The organism is Brevundimonas sp. SORGH_AS_0993 (assembly GCF_030818545.1).
Lineage (GTDB): Bacteria > Pseudomonadota > Alphaproteobacteria > Caulobacterales > Caulobacteraceae > Brevundimonas.
In genome coordinates this window covers 2270247-2293555 of the sequence record NZ_JAUTAH010000001.1, presented here as the reverse complement: position 1 = coordinate 2293555, position 23309 = coordinate 2270247, and the positions used below count along the sequence as shown (strand labels likewise).

General features: G+C 69.6%; 25 protein-coding genes and 1 pseudogene. 8 read left to right on the top strand and 18 right to left on the bottom strand.

Going from position 1 to position 23309, the window contains the following annotated elements; all coding sequences use genetic code 11:
- The first annotated feature begins 80 nt into the window (after positions 1-80).
- Positions 81-488, top strand: a complete 408-nt coding sequence (locus QE389_RS11380; RefSeq protein ID WP_307367364.1) for a hypothetical protein — start codon at positions 81-83, stop codon at positions 486-488.
- Positions 489-741: 253 nt separating this feature from the next.
- Here the strand turns inward: QE389_RS11380 and QE389_RS11375 are convergent, their stop codons facing one another.
- From QE389_RS11375 to QE389_RS11365, 3 genes are all read right to left on the bottom strand, one after another.
- Positions 742-1092: a hypothetical protein gene (locus QE389_RS11375; RefSeq protein ID WP_307367362.1), complete on the bottom strand. Its 351-nt coding sequence runs from the start codon at positions 1090-1092 to the stop codon at positions 742-744.
- Entirely contained in the window at positions 1089-1712 is a 624-nt protein-coding gene (phaR, locus tag QE389_RS11370) for a polyhydroxyalkanoate synthesis repressor PhaR (RefSeq protein WP_307367360.1), read from the bottom strand. Before phaR ends, QE389_RS11375 begins: the two co-directional genes overlap by 4 nt.
- An 84-nt stretch (positions 1713-1796) precedes the next feature.
- On the bottom strand, positions 1797-2513 hold the full coding sequence (locus QE389_RS11365; RefSeq protein WP_307367358.1) for a hemolysin III family protein: 717 nt from the start codon (positions 2511-2513) through the stop codon (positions 1797-1799).
- Positions 2514-2673: 160 nt separating this feature from the next.
- Here QE389_RS11365 and QE389_RS11360 point away from each other — a divergent pair, with 160 nt between their 5' ends.
- Positions 2674-3855, top strand: a complete 1182-nt coding sequence (locus tag QE389_RS11360) for an acetyl-CoA C-acetyltransferase (RefSeq protein WP_307367356.1) — start codon at positions 2674-2676, stop codon at positions 3853-3855.
- Positions 3856-3859: 4 nt separating this feature from the next.
- Here QE389_RS11360 and QE389_RS11355 read toward each other — a convergent pair whose 3' ends face one another.
- The 3 genes and pseudogenes from QE389_RS11355 to htpX form a co-directional block, all read right to left on the bottom strand.
- Positions 3860-4561 carry a M28 family peptidase gene (locus tag QE389_RS11355; RefSeq protein ID WP_307369060.1) on the bottom strand — a complete coding sequence of 234 codons (702 nt, stop codon included), beginning with the start codon at positions 4559-4561 and terminating at the stop codon, positions 3860-3862.
- Positions 4557-4796 (bottom strand): annotated as a pseudogene (locus QE389_RS11350) (M28 family peptidase); the annotation flags it as partial. The gene QE389_RS11355 and the pseudogene QE389_RS11350, both read right to left, overlap by 5 nt.
- Before the next feature lie 931 nt (positions 4797-5727).
- Complete coding sequence (htpX, locus tag QE389_RS11345; protein WP_307367355.1) at positions 5728-6723, bottom strand: zinc metalloprotease HtpX; 996 nt, start codon at positions 6721-6723, stop codon at positions 5728-5730.
- Positions 6724-6830: 107 nt separating this feature from the next.
- Between htpX and QE389_RS11340 the strand changes: the two genes are divergently transcribed.
- Together QE389_RS11340 and QE389_RS11335 are read left to right on the top strand one after the other, a co-directional pair.
- Complete coding sequence (locus QE389_RS11340) at positions 6831-7067, top strand: DUF1674 domain-containing protein (protein WP_307367353.1); 237 nt, start codon at positions 6831-6833, stop codon at positions 7065-7067.
- A gap of 84 nt (positions 7068-7151) precedes the next feature.
- Entirely contained in the window at positions 7152-8150 is a 999-nt protein-coding gene (locus tag QE389_RS11335) for a hypothetical protein (protein ID WP_307367351.1), read from the top strand.
- A gap of 7 nt (positions 8151-8157) precedes the next feature.
- Here QE389_RS11335 and pyrF read toward each other — a convergent pair whose 3' ends face one another.
- Positions 8158-8898 carry an orotidine-5'-phosphate decarboxylase gene (gene pyrF, locus QE389_RS11330; RefSeq protein ID WP_307367349.1) on the bottom strand — a complete coding sequence of 247 codons (741 nt, stop codon included), beginning with the start codon at positions 8896-8898 and terminating at the stop codon, positions 8158-8160.
- Between the two features lie 82 nt (positions 8899-8980).
- Between pyrF and QE389_RS11325 the strand changes: the two genes are divergently transcribed.
- The gene (locus tag QE389_RS11325) at positions 8981-9676 is read left to right on the top strand and encodes a MarC family protein (protein WP_307367347.1); all 696 of its coding nucleotides are present in this window, start codon (positions 8981-8983) and stop codon (positions 9674-9676) included.
- A gap of 3 nt (positions 9677-9679) precedes the next feature.
- Here the strand turns inward: QE389_RS11325 and QE389_RS11320 are convergent, their stop codons facing one another.
- Positions 9680-10090 carry a metallopeptidase family protein gene (locus QE389_RS11320; RefSeq protein ID WP_307367345.1) on the bottom strand — a complete coding sequence of 137 codons (411 nt, stop codon included), beginning with the start codon at positions 10088-10090 and terminating at the stop codon, positions 9680-9682.
- Between the two features lie 142 nt (positions 10091-10232).
- Here QE389_RS11320 and QE389_RS11315 point away from each other — a divergent pair, with 142 nt between their 5' ends.
- The gene (locus tag QE389_RS11315; RefSeq protein ID WP_307367344.1) at positions 10233-12563 is read left to right on the top strand and encodes a PAS domain-containing sensor histidine kinase; all 2331 of its coding nucleotides are present in this window, start codon (positions 10233-10235) and stop codon (positions 12561-12563) included.
- 10 nt (positions 12564-12573) lie between these two features.
- Positions 12574-13056 carry a hypothetical protein gene (locus tag QE389_RS11310; protein WP_307367342.1) on the top strand — a complete coding sequence of 161 codons (483 nt, stop codon included), beginning with the start codon at positions 12574-12576 and terminating at the stop codon, positions 13054-13056.
- A gap of 3 nt (positions 13057-13059) precedes the next feature.
- On the opposite strand, the gene QE389_RS11305 is transcribed toward QE389_RS11310, so the two are convergent.
- On the bottom strand, positions 13060-14721 hold the full coding sequence (locus QE389_RS11305) for a M28 family metallopeptidase (protein WP_307367340.1): 1662 nt from the start codon (positions 14719-14721) through the stop codon (positions 13060-13062).
- A gap of 37 nt (positions 14722-14758) precedes the next feature.
- Positions 14759-15982 carry a TIGR03862 family flavoprotein gene (locus QE389_RS11300; protein ID WP_307367338.1) on the bottom strand — a complete coding sequence of 408 codons (1224 nt, stop codon included), beginning with the start codon at positions 15980-15982 and terminating at the stop codon, positions 14759-14761.
- A gap of 64 nt (positions 15983-16046) precedes the next feature.
- On the opposite strand from QE389_RS11300, the gene greA reads away from it, so the two are divergent.
- Positions 16047-16526, top strand: coding sequence for a transcription elongation factor GreA (gene greA / locus QE389_RS11295; protein ID WP_307369057.1), 480 nt, complete (start codon positions 16047-16049; stop codon positions 16524-16526).
- Here greA and QE389_RS11290 read toward each other — a convergent pair.
- The 8 genes from QE389_RS11290 to tsaB all read right to left on the bottom strand — a co-directional run bounded on the left by QE389_RS11290 (position 16523) and on the right by tsaB (position 23287).
- Positions 16523-16933, bottom strand: a complete 411-nt coding sequence (locus tag QE389_RS11290; protein WP_307367336.1) for a helix-turn-helix domain-containing protein — start codon at positions 16931-16933, stop codon at positions 16523-16525. The two genes, greA and QE389_RS11290, sit on opposite strands and share 4 nt — an antisense overlap.
- A 15-nt stretch (positions 16934-16948) precedes the next feature.
- Positions 16949-18517 carry an apolipoprotein N-acyltransferase gene (lnt, locus tag QE389_RS11285; protein ID WP_307369054.1) on the bottom strand — a complete coding sequence of 523 codons (1569 nt, stop codon included), beginning with the start codon at positions 18515-18517 and terminating at the stop codon, positions 16949-16951.
- Positions 18518-18600: 83 nt separating this feature from the next.
- The gene (gene ybeY / locus QE389_RS11280; protein WP_307367334.1) at positions 18601-19050 is read right to left on the bottom strand and encodes an rRNA maturation RNase YbeY; all 450 of its coding nucleotides are present in this window, start codon (positions 19048-19050) and stop codon (positions 18601-18603) included.
- Positions 19047-20048 (bottom strand): PhoH family protein, encoded by a 1002-nt coding sequence (locus tag QE389_RS11275; RefSeq protein WP_307367332.1) that lies wholly within the window; start codon positions 20046-20048, stop codon positions 19047-19049. Before QE389_RS11275 ends, ybeY begins: the two co-directional genes overlap by 4 nt.
- On the bottom strand, positions 20048-21532 hold the full coding sequence (gene miaB / locus QE389_RS11270) for a tRNA (N6-isopentenyl adenosine(37)-C2)-methylthiotransferase MiaB (protein WP_307367330.1): 1485 nt from the start codon (positions 21530-21532) through the stop codon (positions 20048-20050). The genes QE389_RS11275 and miaB overlap by 1 nt, the downstream gene beginning before the upstream one ends.
- 115 nt (positions 21533-21647) lie before the next feature.
- Positions 21648-22127 (bottom strand): Fur family transcriptional regulator, encoded by a 480-nt coding sequence (locus QE389_RS11265; RefSeq protein ID WP_307367328.1) that lies wholly within the window; start codon positions 22125-22127, stop codon positions 21648-21650.
- A gap of 27 nt (positions 22128-22154) precedes the next feature.
- Positions 22155-22598, bottom strand: a complete 444-nt coding sequence (gene rimI, locus QE389_RS11260) for a ribosomal protein S18-alanine N-acetyltransferase (protein ID WP_307367326.1) — start codon at positions 22596-22598, stop codon at positions 22155-22157.
- Entirely contained in the window at positions 22595-23287 is a 693-nt protein-coding gene (gene tsaB, locus QE389_RS11255; RefSeq protein WP_307367324.1) for a tRNA (adenosine(37)-N6)-threonylcarbamoyltransferase complex dimerization subunit type 1 TsaB, read from the bottom strand. Before tsaB ends, rimI begins: the two co-directional genes overlap by 4 nt.
- Positions 23288-23309 lie beyond the last annotated feature (22 nt).

Sequence of the window (23309 nt, the reverse complement as noted above, 5' to 3'; positions counted from 1 at the left end):
CGTGGCGGGCGAAGGCGAAGCGCGCTATCGTCCCGCCGACGCGACGGCCCCGGACCCGCCGCGCAGAAAAGACCGGACCCATGCTGATCGCGATCCCCCTGCTGATTATTCCGGTGGCGCTCTACAACATCCTGGTGTTGACCGGCGGCGTCGGCCAGGCGGACGCCCTGCTGAACGATCCGCTGTTTTCCGTGACCATGACCTCGGGCGCGCAATGGAGCGTCAGCTGGGGCGATCTGATCCTGTTCGTCGGCCTGATCCTGCTGTTCTTCGAACTGATCAAGTCCACGTCCAGCCAGCGGATCGCCATCGTCAACCACGCCCTGTCGATGGTGCTGTTCATCGCCGTGCTGATCGAATTCCTGCTGATGCAGGGCTTCGCCACCTCGACCTTCTTCCTGATCGTGGTGATGATCCTGCTGGACGTGCTGGCCGGTTTCATCGTGACCATCATCGCGTCCCGCAAGGACTTCGACTTCGGAAACTGAGACCCGTCGTCACGCCTCTCCGGCGCGCAGGTCCCGCTTCCCGGCTTTCCCGGCCTCAGGCAGGCCCAAGGCCGATAGGCCAGGAACAAGCCTCAGGCAGCGCGAAATCCGGCAGGCCCTAAGAAAAGGCCGTGAAGATCAGGGCCACGACGGCGACGTCGAAGACCTTGGCGGCGACGGTAAGGGCGGCAGGCATGGGCGGGTTCCGAAGCGGACGACGTCGCTCCGCTTCAGCAAGCCGCGTGCCGCGCGATCAGATTTCTGTCTTGGTCGATTTTCCGGCGGGCGGACGACGCTCGGCGGCGCCGGAATATTCGGTTCCCAGATAGGCGGCGCGGGCCGCGTCCAGCACAGGCGCACCGCCGCGCAGACCCCGTTTCTGGCCGCCCTGACCGATCTGCTGGGCGACGAAGGCGGCGGTGACGGGCTCGGGCGCCGTATGGACGGCAGGTCTTGCCGGGTCGGAGGCGGCCGCCTCTTCCGCCTGCCCCCCGGAGACCGCGACCAGGGCGCGGGCGGCGACGCGGCGATCGCGGCGGCGGCGCTCGCTCTCGCGGCGGTCGACCCGTTCGGGTCCGCCGACCGGACGGACGCCATCGGTCATTCCGACTGGCCGCCCGCCAGCCGGTCGATCTGGCGGCGCATCTCGTCCATCTGGCGACGCATCTCGGCCAGGGCGTCGGGCGCCTCAGGCGCCGGGTCCGGGGACGGCGCGGCGGGTTCGGCGGCCGGCTCGGCGCGGGCGTAACCGAAGCCGGGGAACATCTGCAGGGCGCGCTGGAACATGGCCATGTTGGCCCGCGCGGCCTCTTCCATCAGGGTCGCGCCCGAGCCGGTTCCGAAGGCGCGGCTCATCTGGCTGGCGAACTGTTCCTGCTGCTTGCTGAAATTGGCTAGGGACATCTCCAGATAGGAGGGCAGAACCCCCTGCATGGATCCGCCGTAGAAGCCGATCAACTGGCGCAGGAACTGGACCGGCAGCAGGGCCTCGCCCCGGCTTTCCTCCTCGAAGATGATCTGCGTCAGGATCTGGCGGGTCAGGTCGTCGTTGGTCTTGGCGTCATAGACCACGAATTCGACCCCCTCGCGCACCATGGCGGCCAGGTCCTCCAGCGTCACATAGGCGCTGGTTCGGGTGTTGTAGAGGCGGCGGTTCGCATACTTCTTGATGACGACGACGGCCGGGTCGCCGTCTTTTCCGCCCTTGGTCTTATCGTCAGCCACGCTTGTTCCCGCGATGTTGCAAGGCGTCACTATCGTCCGTTGCGACGCGAAGCGCCAGAGGGAAGGCTTTGGGCCTTTCCGACCTCAACCCTGGGCCATCGCCGGGGCCAGGACCACGCCCACCAGCACCGCCGCCCAGTGGACGGTGGCCCCGGTGACGACGAACCCGTGCCAGATGGCGCGACGGAAGCGGACCTTGGGGCTGATGAAGACGAAGACCCCGGCGGTGTAGATCAGGCCGCCGATGACCAGAAGGGCCAGGGCGATGGGATGGACCGTCTCGACCATGGGCTTCAGGGCCGCGACCGCCAGCCAGCCGAAGACGACATAGACCGCACTCCAGAACTTGTCCGAGATGCGCGGCGCCAGCAGTTTCACCCCGGCGCCGACGAAGGCCAGGGTCCAGATCAGGGTGGTGAAGCCTACCGCCCAGGCGCCTTCGAACCGCTGGGTGGTGAAGGGGGTGTAGCTGCCGGCGATCATCAGGAAGATGGCCGCCTCGTCCAGCCGGCGCAGCACGGGCCGCGCGGCGCAGGGGGTGGTCCAGTTGTAGATCGTCGAGGCCGTCAGCATCCCGACCAGGCACAGGGCGTAGATGGCCGTCGCCATCACCCCGCCCACGCCCGTATAGACCCCCGCCAGACCCGCCAGGATCAGGCCGCCCACCGCCGCCAGCATCAGGCCCACCACATGGACCCACAGGTCGGCCAGACGCTCGGCCCGCGTCTGGTAGTGATCGATCATATCCAGTTCGTCCGGCGTGCAGACGTGGGAGACAAGACGGTGCAGGGTGCGCAGCATGGCCTTTCCAATCCGGGATCGCCGCCATCGTTCCCGACAGAATGCGCCCAGACCGTGACAATTGGCTGAATCGCCGTGCGACCTCGCGCCTTGAGGGTGACGACGGCCGCGCGATGCGGCAGAACGGCCACGACTTTTATTCCCCAGAGAGCGAAATCCCATGACCGAGGTCGTCATCGTCTCCGCCGCCCGCACGCCCGTGGGCGCCTTCCTGGGCGGCCTGTCGTCCCTGCCCGCCTCCAAGCTGGGCGAGATCGCCATCAAGGCGGCGCTGGATCGGGCGGGCGTCTCGGGCGACGAGGTGGACGAGGTGATCCTGGGTCATGTGCTTCAGGCCGCCGCGGGTCAGGGACCAGCGCGTCAGGCCGCCGTCGGCGCGGGGGTCAGAAAGGAAGCCGCCGCCTGGAGCCTGAACCAGATCTGCGGCTCGGGCCTGCGCGCCGTGGCCATCGGCGCCCAGCAGATCGCCTTGGGCGACGCCAGGATCGTCGTCGCGGGCGGGCAGGAAAGCATGAGCCAGGCGCCGCACGCCCAACAGCTGAGGACGGGCGCCAAGATGGGCGACGTCGCCTTCGTCGACACCATGATCAAGGATGGTCTGTGGGACGCCTTCAACGGCTATCACATGGGCCAGACGGCCGAGAACATCGCCGACAAATGGGCGATCAGCCGCGAGGCCCAGGACGAGTTCGCCCTGGCCAGCCAGCACAAGGCCGAAGCCGCCCAGACGGCCGGCAAGTTCGCCGAGGAGATCGTCCCCGTCGTCATTCCCGGCAAGAAGGCGGACGTCACCGTCGATCAGGACGAGTACATCCGCCACGGCGCGACCATCGAGGCGATGCAGAAGCTGCGGCCGGCCTTCGCCAAGGACGGCAGCGTCACCGCCGCCAACGCCTCGGGCCTGAACGACGGCGCCGCCGCCCTGGTGCTGATGAGCGCAGACGAGGCCAGGGCGCGCGGGCTGGAGCCGCTGGCCCGCATTGCGTCCTACGCCACCGCCGGCGTCGATCCGTCGCTCATGGGCACAGGGCCGATCCCGGCGTCGAAGAAGGCGCTGGAGAAGGCGGGCTGGACCGTGGCGGACCTGGACCTGGTCGAATCCAACGAAGCCTTCGCCGCCCAGAGCCTGTGCGTGGTCAAGGAGCTGGGCCTCGATCCGGCCAGGGTCAACGTCAACGGCGGCGCCATCGCCATCGGCCACCCCATCGGCGCCTCGGGCGCGCGCATCCTGACGACGCTTCTGTTCGAGATGAAGAGGTCGGGGGCGAAGAAGGGTCTGGCGACCCTGTGCATCGGCGGCGGCATGGGCGTCGCCATGTGCGTCGAACGGGCGAACGCTTAAACCGTCATTCCGGGGCCGAGCGAAGCGAGGAACCCGGAAGCCAGGACCGCCCGAGCGCCTTGAACGATGTCTCGAGGCGGTACGCCACCCTCCTGGGTTCCCGGTTCGCCCGATGGGCGCCCCGGAATGACGTGACTTCAATCTGCCGGCGGATATTCGAACGGATCGGTCGGGGTCGGCTGGGTCGGCGCAGCGGCATGCGCGGCAGGGGGGCGTCGCGGTTGGCGGCGTTCAGCAGGAAACTGGCCAGGATGACCGCCGCCTGACGCAAATCCTCGGCCTTCAGGTGGTCGTAGCTGTCGATGCTGGTGTGGTGGATGCGCGCGGAATAGTCGAGCGGGTCCTGGATGAACTGATACCCCGGCACGCCGACCGTCTGCATATAGACATGGTCGGTGCCGCCCGAGTTGCGCAGCGACACGGTCGTGGCCCCCATGCTGGCGAAGGGCGCCAGCCATTCCTGAAAGATCGGGGCGGCGGCGACATTGCCTTCGGCGTTGATGCCGCGAATCTTGCCCGAGCCGTTGTCCAGGTTGAAATAGGCGACCAGATCGCGATAGCCTGGGCGCGGCTGGATCGGCCAGCGGCTGCGCCAGGTGCGATTGTTCGGCAGGTTGGCCAAGGCCGGATCGTTCGACGGGGCGCGGGTCGCCAGGTGCCGGTCGACATAGGCCAGGGAGCCCAGGATCCCCCTGCTCCTCTCCATTCCACAGGGCGAAACGAATGGTGCGCTTGGGCCGCACGTTCAGCGCCTTCAGGATGCGCGCCGCCTCCATCACCACCGCGCTGCCGGCCGCATTGTCCTGGGCGCCGTCGGAGGCGACCCAGCTGTCCAGATGGGCGCCGGCCATGACATATTCGCTGGTCCCGCCGGTTCCGGGAATGTCGGCCAGGATGTTGTAGGCGTTGACGTCCTCGTCGTGGAAGCGGACCTCGCTCATCAGCTCCAGCGTCGGCGGGGCTTCGGTCAGGGCCAGGCGCGCCAGACGGCGATAGTCTTCGGCCGCCAGCTCCATACCCGCCAGCCGGGGCGTGGCGCCCACCTGATAGGTGTAGCCCGTGCCGTGCAGCAGGCCGCCGTCGCGCTGGGAAATCCGCACCCAGGCCAGGGCGCCCTGTTCGACCAGGAAGGCGTCCAGTTTCGAAGCGAAGTCCGCCGTCTCCAGCGACTTGCGGATGGCGGCGGGCGAATACTGCGGCTGGTTATAGGTGTTGCGCTCGGCCAGCTCCGCGCTGGTCCAGCGTTTAAAGGCCGGTTCGGTCGGTTCCGAGCCCGTGCCCGGCGGCGAGATCATGACGATCTTGCCCGCCAGCTTGCCGCGCCATTTGTCGAAATCCTCGACCTTGGCCAGGGGCGCGACCACCACGCCCGCGCTGATCGTCCCGTTGGTCGAGGGCGTCCAGGCCACCGGAATGGCGCGCAGATCCAAAGGGCGGGGTGCGGTCATCCGCGCGCTGGAGCGGACGATGGACCAGCCTCGGCCGAACTCGAACCCTTCGGCCCGGACGTTCGACAGGCCGTAGTCGCGAAACTGCGCCTGAGCCCAGCGTTCGGCCTCGCGCATCTGGGGCGAGTTGGTCATCCGCCCGCCGATCCGGTCGGTCAGATAGGCTGCGGTCTGCATGACCTGGCTGTGGTTCAGCCCCTGGTCGATGATGCCGTTGACGGCGACCCGATCAACCGACTGGGCCGCCACCGGCGTGGCGAGCAGCGCCGAGGCGCAGACGAAGGCGAGCAGACGCGACATGGAACCCCCTGAACGAAACCGATCCCTATGTGAGGCGATCCGCAGGCGGAGCGCAAACCGCAAGGACGATGCAGGCGGGTCGAAATCGGGGGCCGCGACAATCGGTCTCAGCCTGGGTTCGGCGTCAGCCCCAGGGACCTCGGGGCGCGGCCGGCGTGGTCGGCACGCCTGTGGTGACGGCGGCGGGGCGCGGCTGCGTCCGGTCGGCGGCCCGGCCGACGGCCAGGGGCGCGGGGGCCGCCGCGACGGGGCGGACAGACAGCCCCATCCGGGCGCCCATCTCCATCAGGGCGCGGACCCGGTTGCCGGTGTTCGGATGGGTCGAGAACAGATTGTCCGCGCCACGCCCGGCCAGGGGGTTGATGATGAACAGCTGGCCCGAGGCGGGATTGCGCTCGGCCGTCGGATTATGGATGCGCTTGGCGTACGCCTCGATCTTCTGCAGGGCGCTGGCCAGGGCCTGGGGGTCGCCGGCGATCTCGGCGCCCACGCGGTCGGCCTCGTATTCCCGGCCCCGGCTGATGGCCATCTGCACCAGGCCGGCCGCCATGGGCGCCAGGATCATCAGGGCCAGGGTTCCGATCAAGCCGCCCGGCCGCTCGCGGTCGTCGCCGCCCTGAAAGAACAGGGCGAAGTTGGCCAGGGCGGCGATGGCGCCGGCGATGGTGGCCGTGACCGTCATGGTCAGGGTGTCGCGGTTCTTCACATGGGCCAGTTCGTGCGCCATCACCCCGCGCACCTCTTCGCGCGTCAGCATGTCCAGCAAGCCCGTCGTGGCGCAGACGGCGGCGTTCTGCGGGTTACGACCGGTGGCGAAGGCGTTGGGCTGATCGTTGGGGATGATGGCGATCTGGGGCTGGGGCAGGCCGGCGTCGCGCGCCATCTGGCGCACGTCGGCGACATAGTTGCGGACCACGGCGTTGGGATGTTGCTCGTCCACCGGCTGAGCGCGATACATCTTCAGAACGATCTTGTCGGCGTTCCAATAGCTGAACAGGTTCATGCCGCCCGCGAACAGCAGGGCGATCACCATGCCGGTCACGCCGCCGATCAGATAGCCCAGCCCCATGAACAGGGCGGTCATGACAGCCAGCAGCACGAAGGTCTTCAGATGGTTCATCGTCTCTTCCGTTTCGCGGGCGCCGGACCGTTCCTTCGCTGCGTTGGCGTCGCGCGTTCGATCCCCTATTTGAGGCGGCCCGATCCCGCGCTCAAGGGAGCCGACCTGTGACCGAACAGCCCACCCCCGACGAACGGCCCGCCCCCGCCTTCAACCCCGACGTGCCCCACGCCACGCCCGAGCGGCCCCTGACCGAGACCGCGCGCCGCGCCCTGATGGAGGCGGCCGAACGCCGCGCCGCCGTATCCGCTCCGTCCGCCCCGCCCGAACACGGCGGCCCGCGCGGTCCGGAACCCACCCGATACGGCGACTGGGAGAAAAAGGGCCTGGCCGTCGATTTTTAAGTCGACCGGCGGAAATCCTTAACAAAAGCTTAACATCGGGCGCAGGACTTGCTCAAACCGGGACAACACAAAGGAGTCTGTCCCGTGACGAAACAATTGGTGATCCCAGCCGCAGCGGCGGCCCTGCTCGTCTCCACCGCGCCGGCCCTGGCCGGAGGCCCCGGTCATGGCGGCGGCGCCGGCTGCTGCGGCGGCGGCGGAAACTACAACCGCAACGTCAACGTCAATGTGAACAACGCCTACGCTTCGGCGCAAGGCGCGGCCTACGCCCGCAGTTATTCCGCCATCAATGCGCACGCCTATTCGGGGTCGTCGGGCGTCTCGCGCGGCTATGTCGGCGGCGGCACGGTCTATTCCGGCGGCGGCTATTCGGAAGGCTATTCCGGGGGGGGATACTGGGGCGGGCCGGTGATGTCCGCGCCGGTGAGCTTCGTCGGTCCGGCGCCGGTCAGCGCGCCGGTCGGTTATCCCGTCTATGGGTTCGGCCGCGACTATATCGGCTGGCGTCCCTATCAGGGCGGCGGCTGCGACTGCCGCCCGGCGCCGCGCCCGAGGCCGCAACCCCGTTACGAGCAGCGGTATGAGCAACAGTACGGGCAACAGTACGGGCAACGCTACATCGAACAGCGTCCGGTCCATGTTCAGGCGCCGCCGGTCCATGTCGCGCCGCAACGCATCTATGTCGCGCCGTCGCAGGTGAACATCGCCCCGCCCCAGATCGAGATGGGACCGCCGACCTATATCGAACAGCCGCCCATCTATGTGCAGGCCCCGCCGGTCAACATCGGCCCGCAGCGGGTCCAGATCGCCCCGTCCCAAGTCCACCTGGCCCCGCCCCAGGTGGAGGTCGGCGGCCCGGTCTATGTCGATCAGGCCCCGGTCTATGTGGAGCCGGCTCCGGTCGATGTCGCCCCGGCCCAGGTCCACGTCGCCCCGCCGCAGGTGAACACCGCCCCGGCCTATGCGCCCGGCGGCTACTACGGCGATCTGCCGCCCGAGGGCGAGGTCGCGCCGCCGCCTCCCCCGCCGCCGCCCGCGCGTCCGCGTCACGGCTACGCCCAGGAACCGGGCGAGCGCGGCTGATCCCGCTTCAGATCAGGGCGATCGTCTCGGCGATCGCCAGGGCCGCCCGGCGCGGATCGCCCGCCGCCGTGATCGGGCGGCCGATCACCAGATGGGTCGCGCCGGACGTCAAGGCGGCCTCGGGCGTGGCCGCCCGCGCCTGGTCGTCCAGGGCGGCGCCTTCGGGCCGCACGCCCGGGGTCACGATCAGAAAGTCGTCCCGTCCCGCCTCGGTCGCCAGGGCTTTGACGCGAGCCGCCTCGTGCGGACTGGCGACAACGCCGTCGATCCCGGCCTCCAGCGCCTGACGCACGCGGCGCTCCACCAGATCGGCGGGGGACAGGCTGTGGTCGTCGGCGATCAGGTCGTCGGCCGTCAGGCTGGTCAGGACCGTCACCCCCAGCACCTTCAGGCCCGAACCGGCCACGCCGCGCGCCGCCGCCGCCATGACCTGGGGCCGGGCGTGGACGGTCAGAAGATCGCAGCCCGCCTCGGCCAGGCTGGCGGCCGCCTTCTCCACCGTCGCGCCGATGTCGTGCAGCTTCCAGTCCAGAAAGACCTTGCGGCCGTCCGCCTTCAGGTCGCGGGCCAGGTCCATGCCGCCCGCCGCGAACAGCTGAAGCCCGATCTTGTAGAAGCCGACCGCGTCCTGGACCCGCTCCACCAGAGCCTGCGCCTCAGCCGTCGTCGGCACGTCCAGGGCGCAGATGATCCGTTCGTCGGGCGCGCGGTTGGGGGCCTGGTCGCGGGCGGTTTCGGTCTGGGTCATCGACGGACTCGCGCTGAGCGGCTATGCCGGACGCGCGGCGCGTCGGCAGGGCGGCGTGACGGATTGAGGGCGAGGGCAGGCGATGAACGCAGTCGATTTGGGTGTCAACCTGTTCGTGACCCTGTTCGCCCTTCTGGACCCCATCGGCAATCTGCCCATCTTCGCCGCCGCCACGGCGGGCGCGACCCTGCGTCAGCGGATTTCCGTCTCGGCCCTGATCTGCGCCTTCGCCATGCTGTTCCTCGGCTTCTTCCTGTTCACGGGCCTGGGCCTGCTTCAGTTCTTCGGCATTTCGCTGGCGGCCTTCCGCATCGCGGGGGGCATATTGCTGCTGTTCCTGGGGCTGGACATGGCGCGCGGCGATTTTCTGGCCCTGTTCGCCGACAAGGACGCCCTGAGCGACAGCAAGGATGTGCGGGGCTACGCCCGCAGGCGGTTCCAGCGGCTGGTGGTGCCCTTCGCCATTCCGCTGATGATCGGCCCCGGCGCCATCTCAGCCGTCATCATCAATGCGGGCGAGGCGGCCCAGCTCGGTTATGCCGGCATGGCCGGCTCGGTCGTCGCCATCGCCGCCGCCTGCGTCGTCTCCTGCATCTGTTTCGCCCTGACCGGCTTTCTAAGCCGCGTTCTGGGCGAGGTGGGGATGGCCATCATCGTCAAGGTTCTGGGCCTGATCCTGTGCGCCCTGGCGATCCAGTTCATCCTGCTGGGTCTGGGCGAGGCCATCCCCGGCATGATCTCCGGCGCAGTGACCACCCCTTATCCCGCGGCGGAATAGGTCTCAGTCGGCGGCGTCCTCGATGGCGTGGATGTCGTCGTCGGACAGGCCGAAATGATGGCCGATCTCGTGGATCAGCACATGGGCGATCAGCTCGGCCAGGCCGACGTCGCCGCGCTCGCACCATTCGTCCAGGATCGGACGACGATAGAGAAAGACGCGCGACGGCTCAGGCGCCGGTCCCAGCCCCTCGCGGCGGCCGATGTCGACCCCGTGATACAGGCCCGTCAGCTCGAACGGATCCTCGATCTCCAGGTCCCTCAGCGTCTGTTCGTCGGCGAAGTCGTCGATACGGAACACCACTTCGCCCGCCGCCTGGCGGAACTCGTCCGGCAGGGCGTCGAAGGTCTCGCGCGCCAGGCGGGCGAAGTCGTCCAGGGACGGGGCCAGTAGGTCGGCGCGAGCGTCGGTCATGTCCCGCCTATCGCCGCCCGCGCGCGCCGACGCAACGGGACGCGACGCCGCGCCTCCCGTCGCGTGAGGACATCGCCGCTTTTTCGCGCGGTTGGGGTATGGTGAACGACCGAATCGGTTCGCGCGAAACGTCAGGATGGGAATGGCCGAGGCCGACATCGCCTATGTCGCCACAGCAGGGGCAGCGGGGCTGGCCCTGGCCGTCAGCGCCTGGGCTCTGCGGCTGCGCGCCCGGCTGAACGCCGAGACCCAGGCCGCGCAGGGCCAGCGCGCCGAGGCCATGTCCTCCCTGGGACGGTACGAAGGGCTGCTTCGCGCCTTCGACGACGTCAGCCTGGCCCTGACGCCGGACGGCGCGGCGGCCGATGCGCCCGTGGGTCCGCCGGAGTTGATCGCCCGCCTGGCCGGCCCGGACGAGGCGGCGGGCAAGGCCATGCTGGAGCGGCTGCGCCAGACCCACGCCGACCGGCTGGACGCCCTGGTGCAGCAGGGCCAGGCCTTCGACGGCCTGATCGCCCTGGACGAGGTCGAACCCTGGCGGATAGAGGGTCGGGTCGCGGGCGGCGCGGCCTGGCTGCGCCTGTCGCCGGCCTCCAGCGTGACCCTGACGGGCATCGACGCGGCCGAGAGCGGTCTGGCCCTTCTGGGCGACGCTTCGCCCGTGCCGACCTGGGTGGTGGACGGCGCCGGCCGCCTGGCGTGGGCCAACCGGGCCTGGCTGGCCCAGGTCGGCGCGGACAATCTGGAACAGGCCGTCGAAAAGGGTCTGTCGTTCGACCGGGGCGCCGACGCCCTGGTCGCCGAGGCCGGACGGCTGGGCGTGCGTCAGGAAGGCTTCCGCTGGACCACGGGCGGGGGCCATCGCCGCGCCTGGCGCATCGTCGCCGAACCGGCGGGCGGCGGCGCCGTCACCGCCTTCGCCCTGGACGCCACCGAGGCGGAAGAGACGCGCGACACCCTGCGCCGTCACGTCGAGGCCCATGACGAGACGCTGAACCACCTGGCCGACGCGGTGGCCATCTTCGGCCCGGCCAAGCGGCTGGCCTTCCACAACACCGCCTTTCAGACCCTGTTCGACCTGGACCCCGCCTGGCTGGACGAACGGCCGACCCATGCCGAGCTTCTGGACCGGCTGCGCCAGCGTCGTCGCCTGCCCGAAGTGGTCGACTACGCCGGCTGGAAAGCGCGCGAACTGGACTTCTACGGCGCCGCCCAGGCTTCGCCCGACGACAGCTGGTCCCTGCCGGACGGCCGCACCCTGCGCGTGGTGCGCCAGCCCCACCCCTTGGGCGGCATCCTGCTGATCTTCTCGGACATCACCGGCGAGCTGCAGCTGCGCAGCCGCTACAACGCCCAGATCCAGGTCCAGACCGCGACGCTGGACAAGCTGAACGACGCCGTGGCCGTGTTCGGCTCCGACGGGCGGCTGCGGCTGCACAACGAGGCGTTCGAGACCTTCTGGAATCTGTCGGGCGACCGGATCGCGGCGGCCGCCGATTTCGACGCCCTGGCCGAACTGTGCAAGGCCGTCCTGCCGGACCCGGCCCTGTGGCTGGGACTGAAGGCGCGGGTCGCCGATCCCGATCCCGAAAGCCGCGTCGCCATATCGGGCGAAGGGCGCACCAACGACGGGCGCGTGGCCGCCTGGCAGACCAGGCCCCTGCCGGACGGCGCCACCCTGGTCGCCTTCTCGGACGTGACGGCGCGGCGCGGGCTGGAACAGGCCCTGGTCCAGCGCGAACAGGCGCTGGCCGAAAGCCAGGCCCTGAAGCGCGAGTTCGTCGGCAGCGTCTCCTATGAGCTGCGCACGCCCCTGACCACCATCGTCGGCTATTCCGAACTGCTGGAGACCCTGGGCGACCTGCCCGAACGCAGCCGCCAGCACGCCGGCGCCATCCGCATCGCCGCCAGCCAGCTGGCCCGCTCCATCGACGACGTGCTGGACATGGCCCAGATCGACGCCGGGGAGATGGAGCTGTCCCCGGGCGACGTGCGGGTCTGCGACCTCCTGGCCCAGGCCGCCGAAAAGGTCCGCGCCAAGGTCGAGGGGCGCGGCGCGACACTGAGCGTGACCTGCCCTAAAGACCTGAAGCCGATCCGCGCCGATCACCACCGCATCGGCCAGGCCCTGGATCATCTGCTGGAAAACGCCGCCCGCGCCGTCTCCGAAGGCGGCGCCGTGGCTCTGTCGGCCGAAGGATCGCCGACCGAGGTGCGCCTCAGCGTTTCGGACACCGGCCGGGGCATCCCCTATCACCTGCAGCCCCACGTCTTCGACCGCTTCGTCCGACGCGAACGGGGCGGCCCCGGCGTGGGCCTGGCCCTGGTCAAGGCCCTGGTCGAGCTGCACGGCGGTTGGGCCGAGGTCGAGAGCGAACCGGGCAAGGGGGCGACCTTCATCCTGCACCTGCCCCTCGCCGCTGCGTCCGGCTCCGTCGCGCCCGAGCTTCAACTGGAGGGTCGGGCGCTCTGAAAGAAAGATCATGAAGCGCGTTCACATCGTAACGATCGCTCTGCTCTTCGCCTCATGCCCATTGGGCGCCTTGGCCGCTGGGGGCCAGACGACATGGGGAATGACGCCGGAACAAGTTCAAGCGTCGAACGTCGACGCCAGAATCGTGCGTTCAGGTCCACGGCTTTCGGGCATGGTTCTCCACAACAGGCGACGAGATCGTGTCGCAGGTGAAAGGGTCGAGGTCGGCTATTATTTCGACGATGCGGGTCTGGGAATGATCCGAATCGATTACCCGGCCAGGCGATGTGCGGCTCTTTTGGATCACCTGGTTGCCCGCTATGGCCCTCCGGTCAAGGTCGAGGATCAGGTCTTGATCAACAACAGCATTTGGATCGACCGACCGAACCAGACGCAGATCCTGCTGATCCGGTCACAAGCGGGAATCTGCGATCTGCGTCAAGGACGGTTGAGCGACTATTCCGAACCGCTCTCCGCTTTTCCGGAACGCTGAACCTTAGCGCCGCAGGGCCTTGGACGCCTCGCGCGTCGGGCCGAACTCGGCGCCCGCGTTCCATTCCGGCCATTGATCGCTGTCGGCCAGGTCGCGGCCCACGGCGTAGATCAGGGCGACGTCGGCGGCGGCGGCGTCCATGCGCCAGGTCGCATCCCATTCGTCCGTGGGCTGATGATAGCGGTTCTGGACATAGTCGCGGCTGGCCGCGCTGGCGCCGGTGAAGCCCGCCGCAGGGAAGAGGGCCGGCACCCCCTTCAGCGCCAGGGGGAAGTGGTCTGAGCGGTAAAAGGCGCCGGCCTGGGGCGCCGGATCGGCGATCAGCACCCGGCCGGTCGCGGCGGCGTGACGGGCCAAAATGTCGTCCAGCTGGTTCTTCCCCTTGCCGATGACGACGACGTTCGGATCGATCTGGGTCCCCGGCAGCAGGCTGTCGACATTGATGTTGGCGACCGTAGTTGCAAGCGGCCAGACCGGATTGGCGGCGTAGTAGGTCGAGCCCAGAAGCCCCGCCTCCTCGCCCGACCAGGCGGCGAAGACGACCGACCGCTTGGGGCGCGGCCCCTCGGCGAAGGCGTGAGCCAGTTCCAGCAGGGCCGCCACGCCGGTCGCATTGTCCACCGCCGCATTGTAGATCTTGTCGCCTTGGGCATTGGGCGTGCCGATGCCGTAGCCGTCCCAGTGGGCGCCGTAGATGACCGTCTCGTCCGGATGTTCCGAACCCGGAATGCGGGCCAGGACATTCCGGGTCTCCACCCGGTCGGCGATCTGGCCGAAATCGACGCTGAGCGTCAGGCCCGGCAGGACCACGGGGCGGAAGTCGGCGCGGCGGGCGCTTTCCTTCAGGGCGGCGAAGTCCAGGCCGGCGGCCGTGAACAGCTGTTCGGCCTTGGCACGTTGAATCCAGCCCTGAAAGGGCGCGCGTTCGGCGGCCGGGTCGGCGCGCACGATGTCGAACTTGGGCGCGGCGGAGGAATTCTGCAGGGTGGACCACGGATAGCCGGCCCCCGCCGTCTCATGCACCACCAGGACCCCGGCGGCCCCGCGACGGCCGGCTTCCAGGAATTTGTAGGTCCAGCGGCCATAGAAGGTCATGGCCTGACCGTCGAACATGCCGGCGACCGGATCGCCCGCCGCCGCCTCGAAATCCGGATCGTTGACCAGGACGACGATCACCTTGCCGCGCACGTCCACGTCCTTGAAATCGTCCCACCGACGCTCGGGCGCGGTCGCCCCGTAGCCGACGAAGACGACGGGGGCGTCCGTCACGGTGATGTGGCTGACCGGCCGGTCGCTGGACACCAGAACGTCGGGTCCGCGCACGAGGTCGATGGTCCGGCCGCCGACACGGCCCCCGACATGGGCGGCGATGGTCGCCGGTCCATCCTGTCGGGTGCGCGACAGATGGGCGACCTGGACGAAGGAACCGTCCGGCCCGCCGCCTTCGGCCCCGGCGCCCCGGAACTGTTCGACCAGCCAGGCCACCGTCTTCTCCTCGCCCGCCGAGGCGGGGGCGCGGCCCTCGAACTCGTCGGAGGCCAGGACGCGCACCGCCTGGTTCATCCGTTCGGCGTCGATGGCCGGCGCATCCCCGGCCCAGGCGGGCGACGACAGGACCGGCGACAGGGCAGTCAGGGCAGTCAGGGCAGTCAGGGAACGGCGCATCAGGAACTCCGGCGAACGAAGGGCCAGCCTGCCCCGCTCAGCCCCGGCTGTCGAGCCAGTCCAGCACGCCGCGCGCCACTGCGACGCCCGAGGCGAAACTGGCCTGAAGCAGATAGCCGCCGGTCGGGGCCTCCCAGTCCAGCATCTCCCCGGCGAGGAAAACGCCGGGCGCGGACCTCAGCATCAGCCGTTCATCCAGTTCGTCCAGCCGCACGCCGCCGGCCGAGGAGATGGCTCGATCCAACCCCTGCATGCCGGTCAGGGCCAGGGGCAGGGCCTTGATCCGGTCGGCCAGGGCCCGCCCCTGAGCCCGCGTCGTCTCGGCCGGCGGCCCGGCCTCGCGCAGCAGGGCGACAGCTACAGCGTCCAGCCCGGCCGTCTTTCGCAGATGGTTGGAGAGACTGTCCTTGCCGCGCGGCCGGGACAGCCGTTCGGCCAGGCGCGCCGGCGCCAGGTCGGGCTTCAGGTCCAGAGTCAGTTCGGCGCTGCCGTCCCGCTCCAGCGTCCGGCGCAGGTCCGCCGACAGGGCGTAAACCGCCCCGCCCTCGATCCCATAGGCGGCGATCATGGCCTCGCCCCGCACGGTGCGCCCGGCGTGGGTCAGGGCGATCCCCTTCAATGGCCGCCCGGCGAAACGCGCTCGGAACAAGGGCGACCAGCCCACGTCAAAGCCGGCGTTGGCGGGCCGCAAGGGCGACAGCCTCGCCCCCAGGGCCTCGATCTCGCCCGTCCAGGCGCCGTCCGCGCCAAGTCGCGGCCAGCTGGCCCCGCCCATGGCCAGGACCACGGCCGCCGGACGCTCCATCCGTTCGCCCTGGGGCGTGTCGAACAGCCAGCCGCCGTCGCGCCGCCCGATCCAGCGCGAACGGGTGCGCACCTCCACCCCCAGCCCCTCCAACCGCGCCAGCCAGGCCCGCAGCAGGGGGGATGCCTTCATGGCCTTGGGAAAGACCCGGCCGCTGGACCCCACGAAGGTCGACTGGCCCAGTCCCTCGACCCAGGCGATCAGATCGGCGGGGGTGAAGGCCGCGATCCAGTCCGCCGCCGTCGCCTGGGCGTCGCCATAGCGGGGCAGGAACCGCTCCATCGGCTCGGAATGGGTCAGGTTCAGCCCGCCGCGCCCGGCCATCAGGAGCTTGCGCGCCACGGACGGCATGCGTTCGTGGATCACGACGCGAACGCCCGCGTCGGCCAGCCGCTCGGCCGCCATCAGCCCGGCGGGGCCGGCGCCGATCACATGGACGGGGGAGGTTTGGCTCATGCCCTCGCTTTGCCTGCTCGCGGCCGCGCTGGCTATAGCGGGCGGCGTCGCTATGTTCCGTGTCATGAGCGTCGCCTTCACCCGAGAGGAAGATCTGGAAGCCACGGCCGCCGACCTGGCGGATCGGCCCATTTCGCCCCATCCCAACCTGGTCACGCCGCAAGGTCTGGCCCAGATCGAGGCCGAACTGGCTGCGGCGCGCGCCGCCTACGCCGCCGCCCAGGTCAAGGGCTCCATCGACAGCGACCGCACCGCCATGGCCCGCGCCACGCGCGACCTGCGTTACTGGTCGGCGCGCCGCGCCTCGGCCCAGTTGGTCGAACCCGCAGAGCCAGACAGCCGCGTGCGCTTCGGCGGAACCGTGGGCGTGGAGCGAGAGGACGGCCGCGTCCAGACCTGGCGCATCGTCGGCGAAGACGAGGCCGACCCGGCGAAAGGGTCCGTCAGCCACGTCTCGCCCCTGGCTCGCGCGGTCATGGGCAAGCAGGTCGGCGACGAGGTCCGCATCGCGGGTCAGACCGCAGAGATCGTCGCCTTAAGCTAGGCGGGATCGTCGCCCAGCATGTCGCGCATCATCTCCAGGATCAGCTTCTGCTTGCGCGGCGGCAGGCGCGGCGCAAGGCGGGCGATCTCGACGCTGGTCCTGCTGGGCTTGTGATCGTGGTCGAAGGTCGCAGCCTCCTCGGCCAGGCCGGGAGTCGCCTCCGCCTGCGAACCGAGGCCCTGAAAGAAGAAGGGGATGTCCACCTTCATGAACTCGGCGATATCGAACAGTTTGGAGGCCGAGACGCGGTTGGTGCCCTTCTCGTACTTCTGCACCTGCTGAAAACTGACGCCGACGGCGTTTGCCAGGGCGCTCTGGCTGAGGCCCAGGCCCAGGCGCTTCTCCTGGACGCGGCGCCCGACGTGGCGATCAACCGGATGGATGTCCTCTTCCCCGCTACGCGCCATGGCGTTCCCCTCAACTCAAATCACGGACGAACTGGCGCGAACCCTAGATCGCACCATCGACGGCCACAAGGATAGGACGCAGCCCCCCAGAAGGGCGATCAGGAAAGGCCAGTCGCCGAACCGGCCGTAGGGGGTGACACCGGTGGGGTGCGGCAGAGGGGCGTCGATCACCCCCATGACGCCGGGCTCCAGCCGTTGGCCGTCGACGATCCGGCCCCAGGGGTCGATCATGGCCGAAACGCCCGTCGGCGTGGCCCGCGCGATGGGCAGGCCGGTCTCGATGGCGCGATAGCTGGCCAGGTTCAGATGCTGGCGCGGCCCGGAGGTCGCTCCGAACCAGGCGTCATTCGAGGCGTTGACGATCCAGGCGGGCCGTCCCGCCGCGCCGGGGGTGAAGCCGGGATAGAGGCTTTCGTAGCAGATCAGCACCTGGGCCGGCGGCGCGCCGGGTACGGCGATGGGGCTGGGTCGGGGTCCGGCGGAGAAGTCGCTGGGCATATGCACCAGGCTGCGCAGGCCCAGGGACGTCATCAACGATCCCAGCGGCAGATACTCTCCGAACGGCACCAGTCGATGCTTGTCATAGACGGCCGAGACGCGCAGGCCCGCCGCCCCTTCGCTCTGCAGCGCGAACAGGCTGTTGTAGTAGCGCGCGCCCTCCGGAGCCATCAGGTCCGGCTCGCCCCGCGCCAGGCCGATCATCAGGGTCTGGCCGGGCCGGACGGCGGCGGCCAGGGCCTGGGCGTCGGCCGAAGCGAAGACGTCGTTGGCCGACGCCGGCAGGGCGCCCTCTGGCCAGACGACGACGTTGGGGACGCGCCCGCCCGGCTCGGCCGGCGGCTGGGCCGTCAGGGCCAGATAGCGGTCGACGATGGAGCGATAGGCATCGGGCGACCATTTCGTCTCCTGTTTCACATCGGCCTGGACCAGACGCACGACCGTATCGGTGAAAGTCAGTTGCGCCTGGGCCAGGCGCACGGCGCCGAACAGGCCGACGGCCAGCAGCACGCCCACCCCCAACCCGGCCGAGATCAGCCGACCGCGCCGCGATCCCGGCCCGATCAGCGGCGCCAGGGCCGCGACCGCCCCGACCGTGACAAGGCTCAACCCATAGACGCCGACGACGGCGGCGAACTGGGACATTCCGCCGCCCGCGCGCCAGGTCGCGCCGGCCGGGTTCCAGGGAAAACCGGTCAGCACATGGCCTCTCAGCCATTCGAAGGCGCAGAACAGGGCGGCGAACAGCAGGACGCGCACCGCCCCGATGGGGGCGAATCGGCGATAGAGCGCGCAAGCCCCACCCCAGAACAGGCCCAGGCCCGCCGGCAGCAGGCTGGCCGCGAAGGGCGCCATCCACGCCTGTTCAGGATTGACGAAGAAGGCCTCGGCCACCCACCAGCAGCCGACGAAGAAATAGGCGAAACCCGCCAGCCAGCCCATCCAGAAGGCGCCGCGCGTCGTGTCGGACCGCTCCGACAGGATCATCAGCAGCGGATAGCCCAGAAGGCCGATCAGCACCCCGAACGGCGGATGGGCGAAGGCCGCGCCGGCCCCGGCCAACAGAGCCAGAACGATGCGGATCATCCGCCAGGTCAAGACCCTGCGCCGGTCAGGCAGGGCGCGGATCGGGGTGGCGAGGCGATCCAGCAGCACGTCGGGAAACATGATCAGTCGTCCTGTTCGGCGGCGTAGGGGTCGGCTACGCCGATCCCGGCCAGAATCTGGCGCTCCTCGGCCTCCATCGCCTCGGCCTCCGCGTCGTCCTCGTGGTCGCGGCCCAAGAGGTGCAGCACGCCGTGTACGATCAGGTGGCTGAGATGGTCGGCCAGGGTCTTGCCCTGGGCTTGCGCCTCCCCGGCGCAGACGCCGTAGGCCAGGACGATGTCGCCCAGGTGCGGCGCGGCGCTTTCGGGCGCCGGGAAGGACAGAACGTTGGTCGGCCGATCCTTGTCGCGGAACCGGGTGTTCAGGTCGCGCACCGTCGCATCGTCGGTCAGCAGTACGACGACATCGCCCGCGACGGTTCCCTGCGCCGCCGTCGCCGCACGGCGCACGACCGTTTCGGCCTCGGGCAGCGCGGCGGTCCAAGCGTCCGCCTCGATCTCGATCTCTATCATGCCGGATCTTCGAGGTCCGACGCCGGACGGCTCGAATCCCGACGAGAATGGGCGGCGTCGGCGTCATAGGCGCGCACGATCCGCTCGACCATGGCGTGGCGCACCACGTCGGCGGCGGCGAACTTCAGCACCCCGACGCCCTCGACCCCGTCCAGAATTCGCAGGGCGTGGGCCAGGCCGGAATCGCGCGGGTTCAGCAGATCGACCTGCGACGGATCGCCCGTCACCACCATGCGGGCGCCCTCGCCCAGGCGTGTCAGCACCATCTTCATCTGCAGACGGCTGGTGTTCTGGGCCTCGTCCACAATGATGAAGGCGTGGCTGAGGGTGCGGCCGCGCATGAAGGCGATGGGGGCGGCCTCGATCTCGCCCTTGTCGCGGCGACGCTGGACGTCCTCGGCGCCCAGAATGTCGTTCAAGGCTTCCCAGATAGGCGCCAGATAGGGATCGACCTTTTCGTTCAGGTCGCCGGGCAGAAAGCCCAGCTTCTCGCCCGCCTCGACGGCCGGCCGGGTGATGACCAGACGATCCACCTGACCGCGCCGCAGCAGCGATGCGCCATAGGCCGCCGCCAGGAAGGTCTTGCCGGTGCCCGCCGGCCCAACGCCGAAGCTCAGTTCGCACCGACCCAGCATGTCCAGATAAGCGGCCTGGGCCTTGGTCTTGGGGACGATGGCGCCGCGCTTGCCGCCCGGCAGGGACACTCCCGCCGCCGCCATGCCCGGCGTCCCCTTGCCGCCGCGCGCCAGACCCAGGGCGGCGCGCACGTCCGCCTCCGTCACCTCGGCGCCCAGGCCCGCGCGCTTGGCCAGGTCCTCGACCACCCGGCGGGCGTCGGATCGGTCGCGCGTGCCGCCATTGATCGAAACCCCGCCGCCCGGCGCCTCGATCAGCACCTTGAAGGCGTCCTCGATCAGGGCGACGTGCCGGCTATTGGGACCGACAACGGCCCGCAGTTCGGCATGGTTCAGGGGAACGAAATCGGACTCACGCGCCACTAGGCCGCCTTTTCTTCTTGGGCTACCGCCTCGCCCACGGGGCTCGGCTGCTTGAGCCCGGTGTGTTGGGCTACCGCCTCGCCCACGGGGCTAGGCTGCTTGAGCCCGTCGGGGATGAGTTCGCCGGTCAGGCTGTTCTGCTGCCCGCTGACGATCCGAACCGGAACGATCCGGCCGATCAGATGATCCGCGTCGTCGACATGGACCGACTGCAGATAGGGCGACCGACCGATGGCCTGACGACCGTGGCGGCCTTTCTTCTCGAAGAGAACGTTCAGGGTGCGCCCCGCCTGGGCGGCGTTGAAGGCGACCTGCTGCTCAAGCAGGAGGGCCTGAAGCCGATGCAGCCGATCCTTGGACACCTCGGGCTCGATCTGACTGCCCATGCCGGCGGCGGGCGTGCCGGGTCGCGGCGAATACATGAAGGAGAAGGCGCTGGCGTAGTTGACCCGTCGCACCAGATCCAGCGTGTCCTCGAACTCCCGGTCCGTCTCGCCGGGGAAACCGACGATGAAGTCGCCCGACAGGGCCATGTCCGGCCGAGCCGCACGGATGCGATCTATCAGGTCGAAATATTTCTGGCGGCCATGCTTTCTGTTCATCAGCCGCAGGATGCGGTCCGAGCCCGACTGAACCGGCAGGTGCAGATAGGGCATCAGGGCGTCCAGATCGCCATGAGCGGCGATCAGGTCGTCGGACATGTCGTTGGGGTGGCTGGTCGTATAGCGGATGCGGTCCAGGCCGGGAATTTCCGCCAGGGCGTAGGCCAGTTCGGCCAGCGTCGCCGCCTTGCCGTCCGGCCGTTCGCCGTCATAGGCGTTGACGTTCTGGCCCAGCAGGGTGACTTCGCGCACCCCGCGATCAGCCAGGGCGCGGGCTTCATCCAGCACCGCCGCCAGGGGCCGCGACCATTCGGCCCCGCGCGTATAAGGCACGACGCAGAAGGTGCAGAACTTGTCGCAACCCTCCTGCACCGTCAGGAAGGCGGTGGGACCGGTGGTTCCGCGCGCGACCGGCAGGGCGTCGAACTTGTCGTCGGGAGCGAAGTCAGCGCCGATCCGCTCGCCCCGCGCCCGCGCCGTGCGGGTCAGAAGCTCGGGCAGCTGGTGATAGGCCTGGGGACCGACGACGATGTCGACCGCAGGCTGGCGGCGCATGATCTCCTCACCCTCGGCCTGGGCGACGCAGCCGGCGACGGCGATGGTCATCGTCGTCCCTGAATTCTCGGCCTTCGCCTCCTTCAATTCTCTCAGCTTGCCCAGCTCTGAATAGACCTTCTCGGCCGCCTTCTCGCGGATGTGGCAGGTGTTCAGGATGACGAAGTCGGCCTGGGCCGCGTCGTCCGTCGTCGCATAGCCCAGCGGGCGCAGGACATCGGCCATGCGCTCCGAATCATAGACGTTCATCTGGCAGCCGTAGGTCTTGATGAACAGGCGCTTATCGGGCGCGCGTCCGGCCTCGGCGGTCTCAAGGGTCTCGGTCATGAGGGGCTTTGTAGTGCGCTACCGCGCTTCGCGCTACTTGAGCGCAGACGTAGTGCGCCACCGCGCTTCGCGCGACGTGAGCGCGGACATAGGGCGCTCAAGCGCGTCGTCGGGGTCAGGCGTCGCCTTCGGAATCGACCCGCGCGGCGTAGCGGGTGAAGATCAGGCCCTCGCGCTTCGACGGCTCGGCGCCCTCGATCGGGACGCCGTAAAGCTCCAGCTTGTGGCCGATCAGCTCGAAGCCCAGCCGTTCGGCGATCTCCGACTTCAGCCGCTCGATCTCGGCGTCGAAGAATTCGATCACCTCGCCCGACTTGGTGTCGATCAGGTGGTCGTGGTGGTCGTCGCCCGCCTCTTCATAGCGGCTGCGGCCATCGCCGAAGTCGTGTTTCTCGACCACGCCCGCCTCTTCGAACAGGCGCACGGTGCGATAGACGGTGGCGATGGAGATGTGCGGATCGATGGCCGAGGCGCGGCGATACAGCTCTTCGACATCGGGATGATCCTCGGCGTTCGACAGCACGCGGGCGATCACCCGACGCTGTTCGGTCATGCGCATGCCGCGGTCGGCGCAGAGTTTCTCGATCCGGTCCATGAGCCTAGAATAGGGGTTCGGATCGCATCAGGGAAGCGGGGCCGTGTTCGGATTCGCCGCAAGGTCCAGACCCAGCACCAAGGCGTCGATCCGCCCGCCGTCGGGCGCGGCGTAATAGGCCTTTCGCCGGCCCAGGGAACGAAAGCCCGCGCGGGCGTAAAGGGCGCGGGCGGCGGCGTTGTCCTCGGCCACCTCCAGGAACAGACGCCGGGCGCCGCCTTGCGCGGCCTGGACCGCCCCCTGGCCCACCAGGCGCCCGCCCAGGCCCGCGCGCCGGGCGGCGGGCCGCACCGCCAGGGTCAGAATCTCGGCCTCGTCCAGGACAAGACGGATCAGGATGAAGCCGTCCGCCTCTGCCACCGCGAAGACGCCGGGCTGGGCCAGAAGATCGGCAAAGGCGGTCGCGTTCCACGGGGCGGAGAATGCCTGGGCGTGCAGATCGGCCAGAACCGCCGGATCGGTCGGGCTCATGCGGCGGGCTGGCGCGGCTGGCCCGGCAGGCGACTGGGCGGGGTGGCGTCGGGCGCGCGCAGATAGAGGGGCCGGGGCGCGCACGCGGCCGGATCGGCGGCGCGGGCCAGTCGGGCCAGGGCCTGAGGCGACGGGGCCGCGCGCGGATCGACCGCACCGACCGCCAGGTCGGGAAACGCCTCGCGCAACACGGCCGCGCCGCTGCCGACCAGGCGCGCCGGTCCGCCGACCTCCTGCGTCAGGGCGGCGAGGCGGGCGGCGGCGACGTCCAGCGTCAGGGCCTCGTCCGGGCCCAGGGCGGCGCCGTTCAGCAAAAACCGCGCATAGACCTGGCCGCGCCGAGCGTCGATCAGGGCCGCGACCGGGCCACCCGCCTCCTCCAGAGAGGCGGCCAGCGCCGCCAGGGTCGACAGGCCGACCACCGGCCGGCCCAGCGCCGCGCCTAGCCCCTGCGCGAAGGCCAGACCGACCCGCAGCCCCGTGAACGAGCCCGGTCCGACAGTGACGCCGATCCGGTCCAGAGCGGCGAAACCGCCGCCCGCCTCGGCCGCCACGTCGCGCACCAGGCCGCCCAGCCGCTCCTGATGGCCCTTGGCCATGAGTTCGAACCGCACCGACAGGGCGCGGTCGTCCTGGAACACCGCCGCCGTGCAGGCGCCCATCGCCGTATCGATCACCAGAAGTCTCATGCCGGCCTTCTAGCGCTCGACG

What these genes read in the sequence shown, in the direction of transcription:
- QE389_RS11380 (WP_307367364.1), top strand. Translation starts at nt 81, where the DNA reads ATGCTGATCGCGATCCCCCTGCTGATTATTCCGGTGGCGCTCTACAAC.
- QE389_RS11375 (WP_307367362.1), bottom strand. Translation starts at nt 1,092, where the DNA reads ATGACCGATGGCGTCCGTCCGGTCGGCGGACCCGAACGGGTCGACCGC.
- QE389_RS11365 (WP_307367358.1), bottom strand. Translation starts at nt 2,513, where the DNA reads ATGCTGCGCACCCTGCACCGTCTTGTCTCCCACGTCTGCACGCCGGAC.
- QE389_RS11360 (WP_307367356.1), top strand. Translation starts at nt 2,674, where the DNA reads ATGACCGAGGTCGTCATCGTCTCCGCCGCCCGCACGCCCGTGGGCGCC.
- QE389_RS11355 (WP_307369060.1), bottom strand. Translation starts at nt 4,561, where the DNA reads ATGGAGAGGAGCAGGGGGATCCTGGGCTCCCTGGCCTATGTCGACCGG.
- htpX (WP_307367355.1), bottom strand. Translation starts at nt 6,723, where the DNA reads ATGAACCATCTGAAGACCTTCGTGCTGCTGGCTGTCATGACCGCCCTG.
- pyrF (WP_307367349.1), bottom strand. Translation starts at nt 8,898, where the DNA reads ATGACCCAGACCGAAACCGCCCGCGACCAGGCCCCCAACCGCGCGCCC.
- QE389_RS11325 (WP_307367347.1), top strand. Translation starts at nt 8,981, where the DNA reads ATGAACGCAGTCGATTTGGGTGTCAACCTGTTCGTGACCCTGTTCGCC.
- QE389_RS11320 (WP_307367345.1), bottom strand. Translation starts at nt 10,090, where the DNA reads ATGACCGACGCTCGCGCCGACCTACTGGCCCCGTCCCTGGACGACTTC.
- QE389_RS11315 (WP_307367344.1), top strand. Translation starts at nt 10,233, where the DNA reads ATGGCCGAGGCCGACATCGCCTATGTCGCCACAGCAGGGGCAGCGGGG.
- QE389_RS11310 (WP_307367342.1), top strand. Translation starts at nt 12,574, where the DNA reads ATGAAGCGCGTTCACATCGTAACGATCGCTCTGCTCTTCGCCTCATGC.
- QE389_RS11305 (WP_307367340.1), bottom strand. Translation starts at nt 14,721, where the DNA reads ATGCGCCGTTCCCTGACTGCCCTGACTGCCCTGACTGCCCTGTCGCCG.
- QE389_RS11300 (WP_307367338.1), bottom strand. Translation starts at nt 15,982, where the DNA reads ATGAGCCAAACCTCCCCCGTCCATGTGATCGGCGCCGGCCCCGCCGGG.
- greA (WP_307369057.1), top strand. Translation starts at nt 16,047, where the DNA reads ATGAGCGTCGCCTTCACCCGAGAGGAAGATCTGGAAGCCACGGCCGCC.
- QE389_RS11290 (WP_307367336.1), bottom strand. Translation starts at nt 16,933, where the DNA reads ATGGCGCGTAGCGGGGAAGAGGACATCCATCCGGTTGATCGCCACGTC.
- lnt (WP_307369054.1), bottom strand. Translation starts at nt 18,517, where the DNA reads ATGATCCGCATCGTTCTGGCTCTGTTGGCCGGGGCCGGCGCGGCCTTC.
- ybeY (WP_307367334.1), bottom strand. Translation starts at nt 19,050, where the DNA reads ATGATAGAGATCGAGATCGAGGCGGACGCTTGGACCGCCGCGCTGCCC.
- miaB (WP_307367330.1), bottom strand. Translation starts at nt 21,532, where the DNA reads ATGACCGAGACCCTTGAGACCGCCGAGGCCGGACGCGCGCCCGATAAG.
- QE389_RS11265 (WP_307367328.1), bottom strand. Translation starts at nt 22,127, where the DNA reads ATGGACCGGATCGAGAAACTCTGCGCCGACCGCGGCATGCGCATGACC.
- rimI (WP_307367326.1), bottom strand. Translation starts at nt 22,598, where the DNA reads ATGAGCCCGACCGATCCGGCGGTTCTGGCCGATCTGCACGCCCAGGCA.
- tsaB (WP_307367324.1), bottom strand. Translation starts at nt 23,287, where the DNA reads ATGAGACTTCTGGTGATCGATACGGCGATGGGCGCCTGCACGGCGGCG.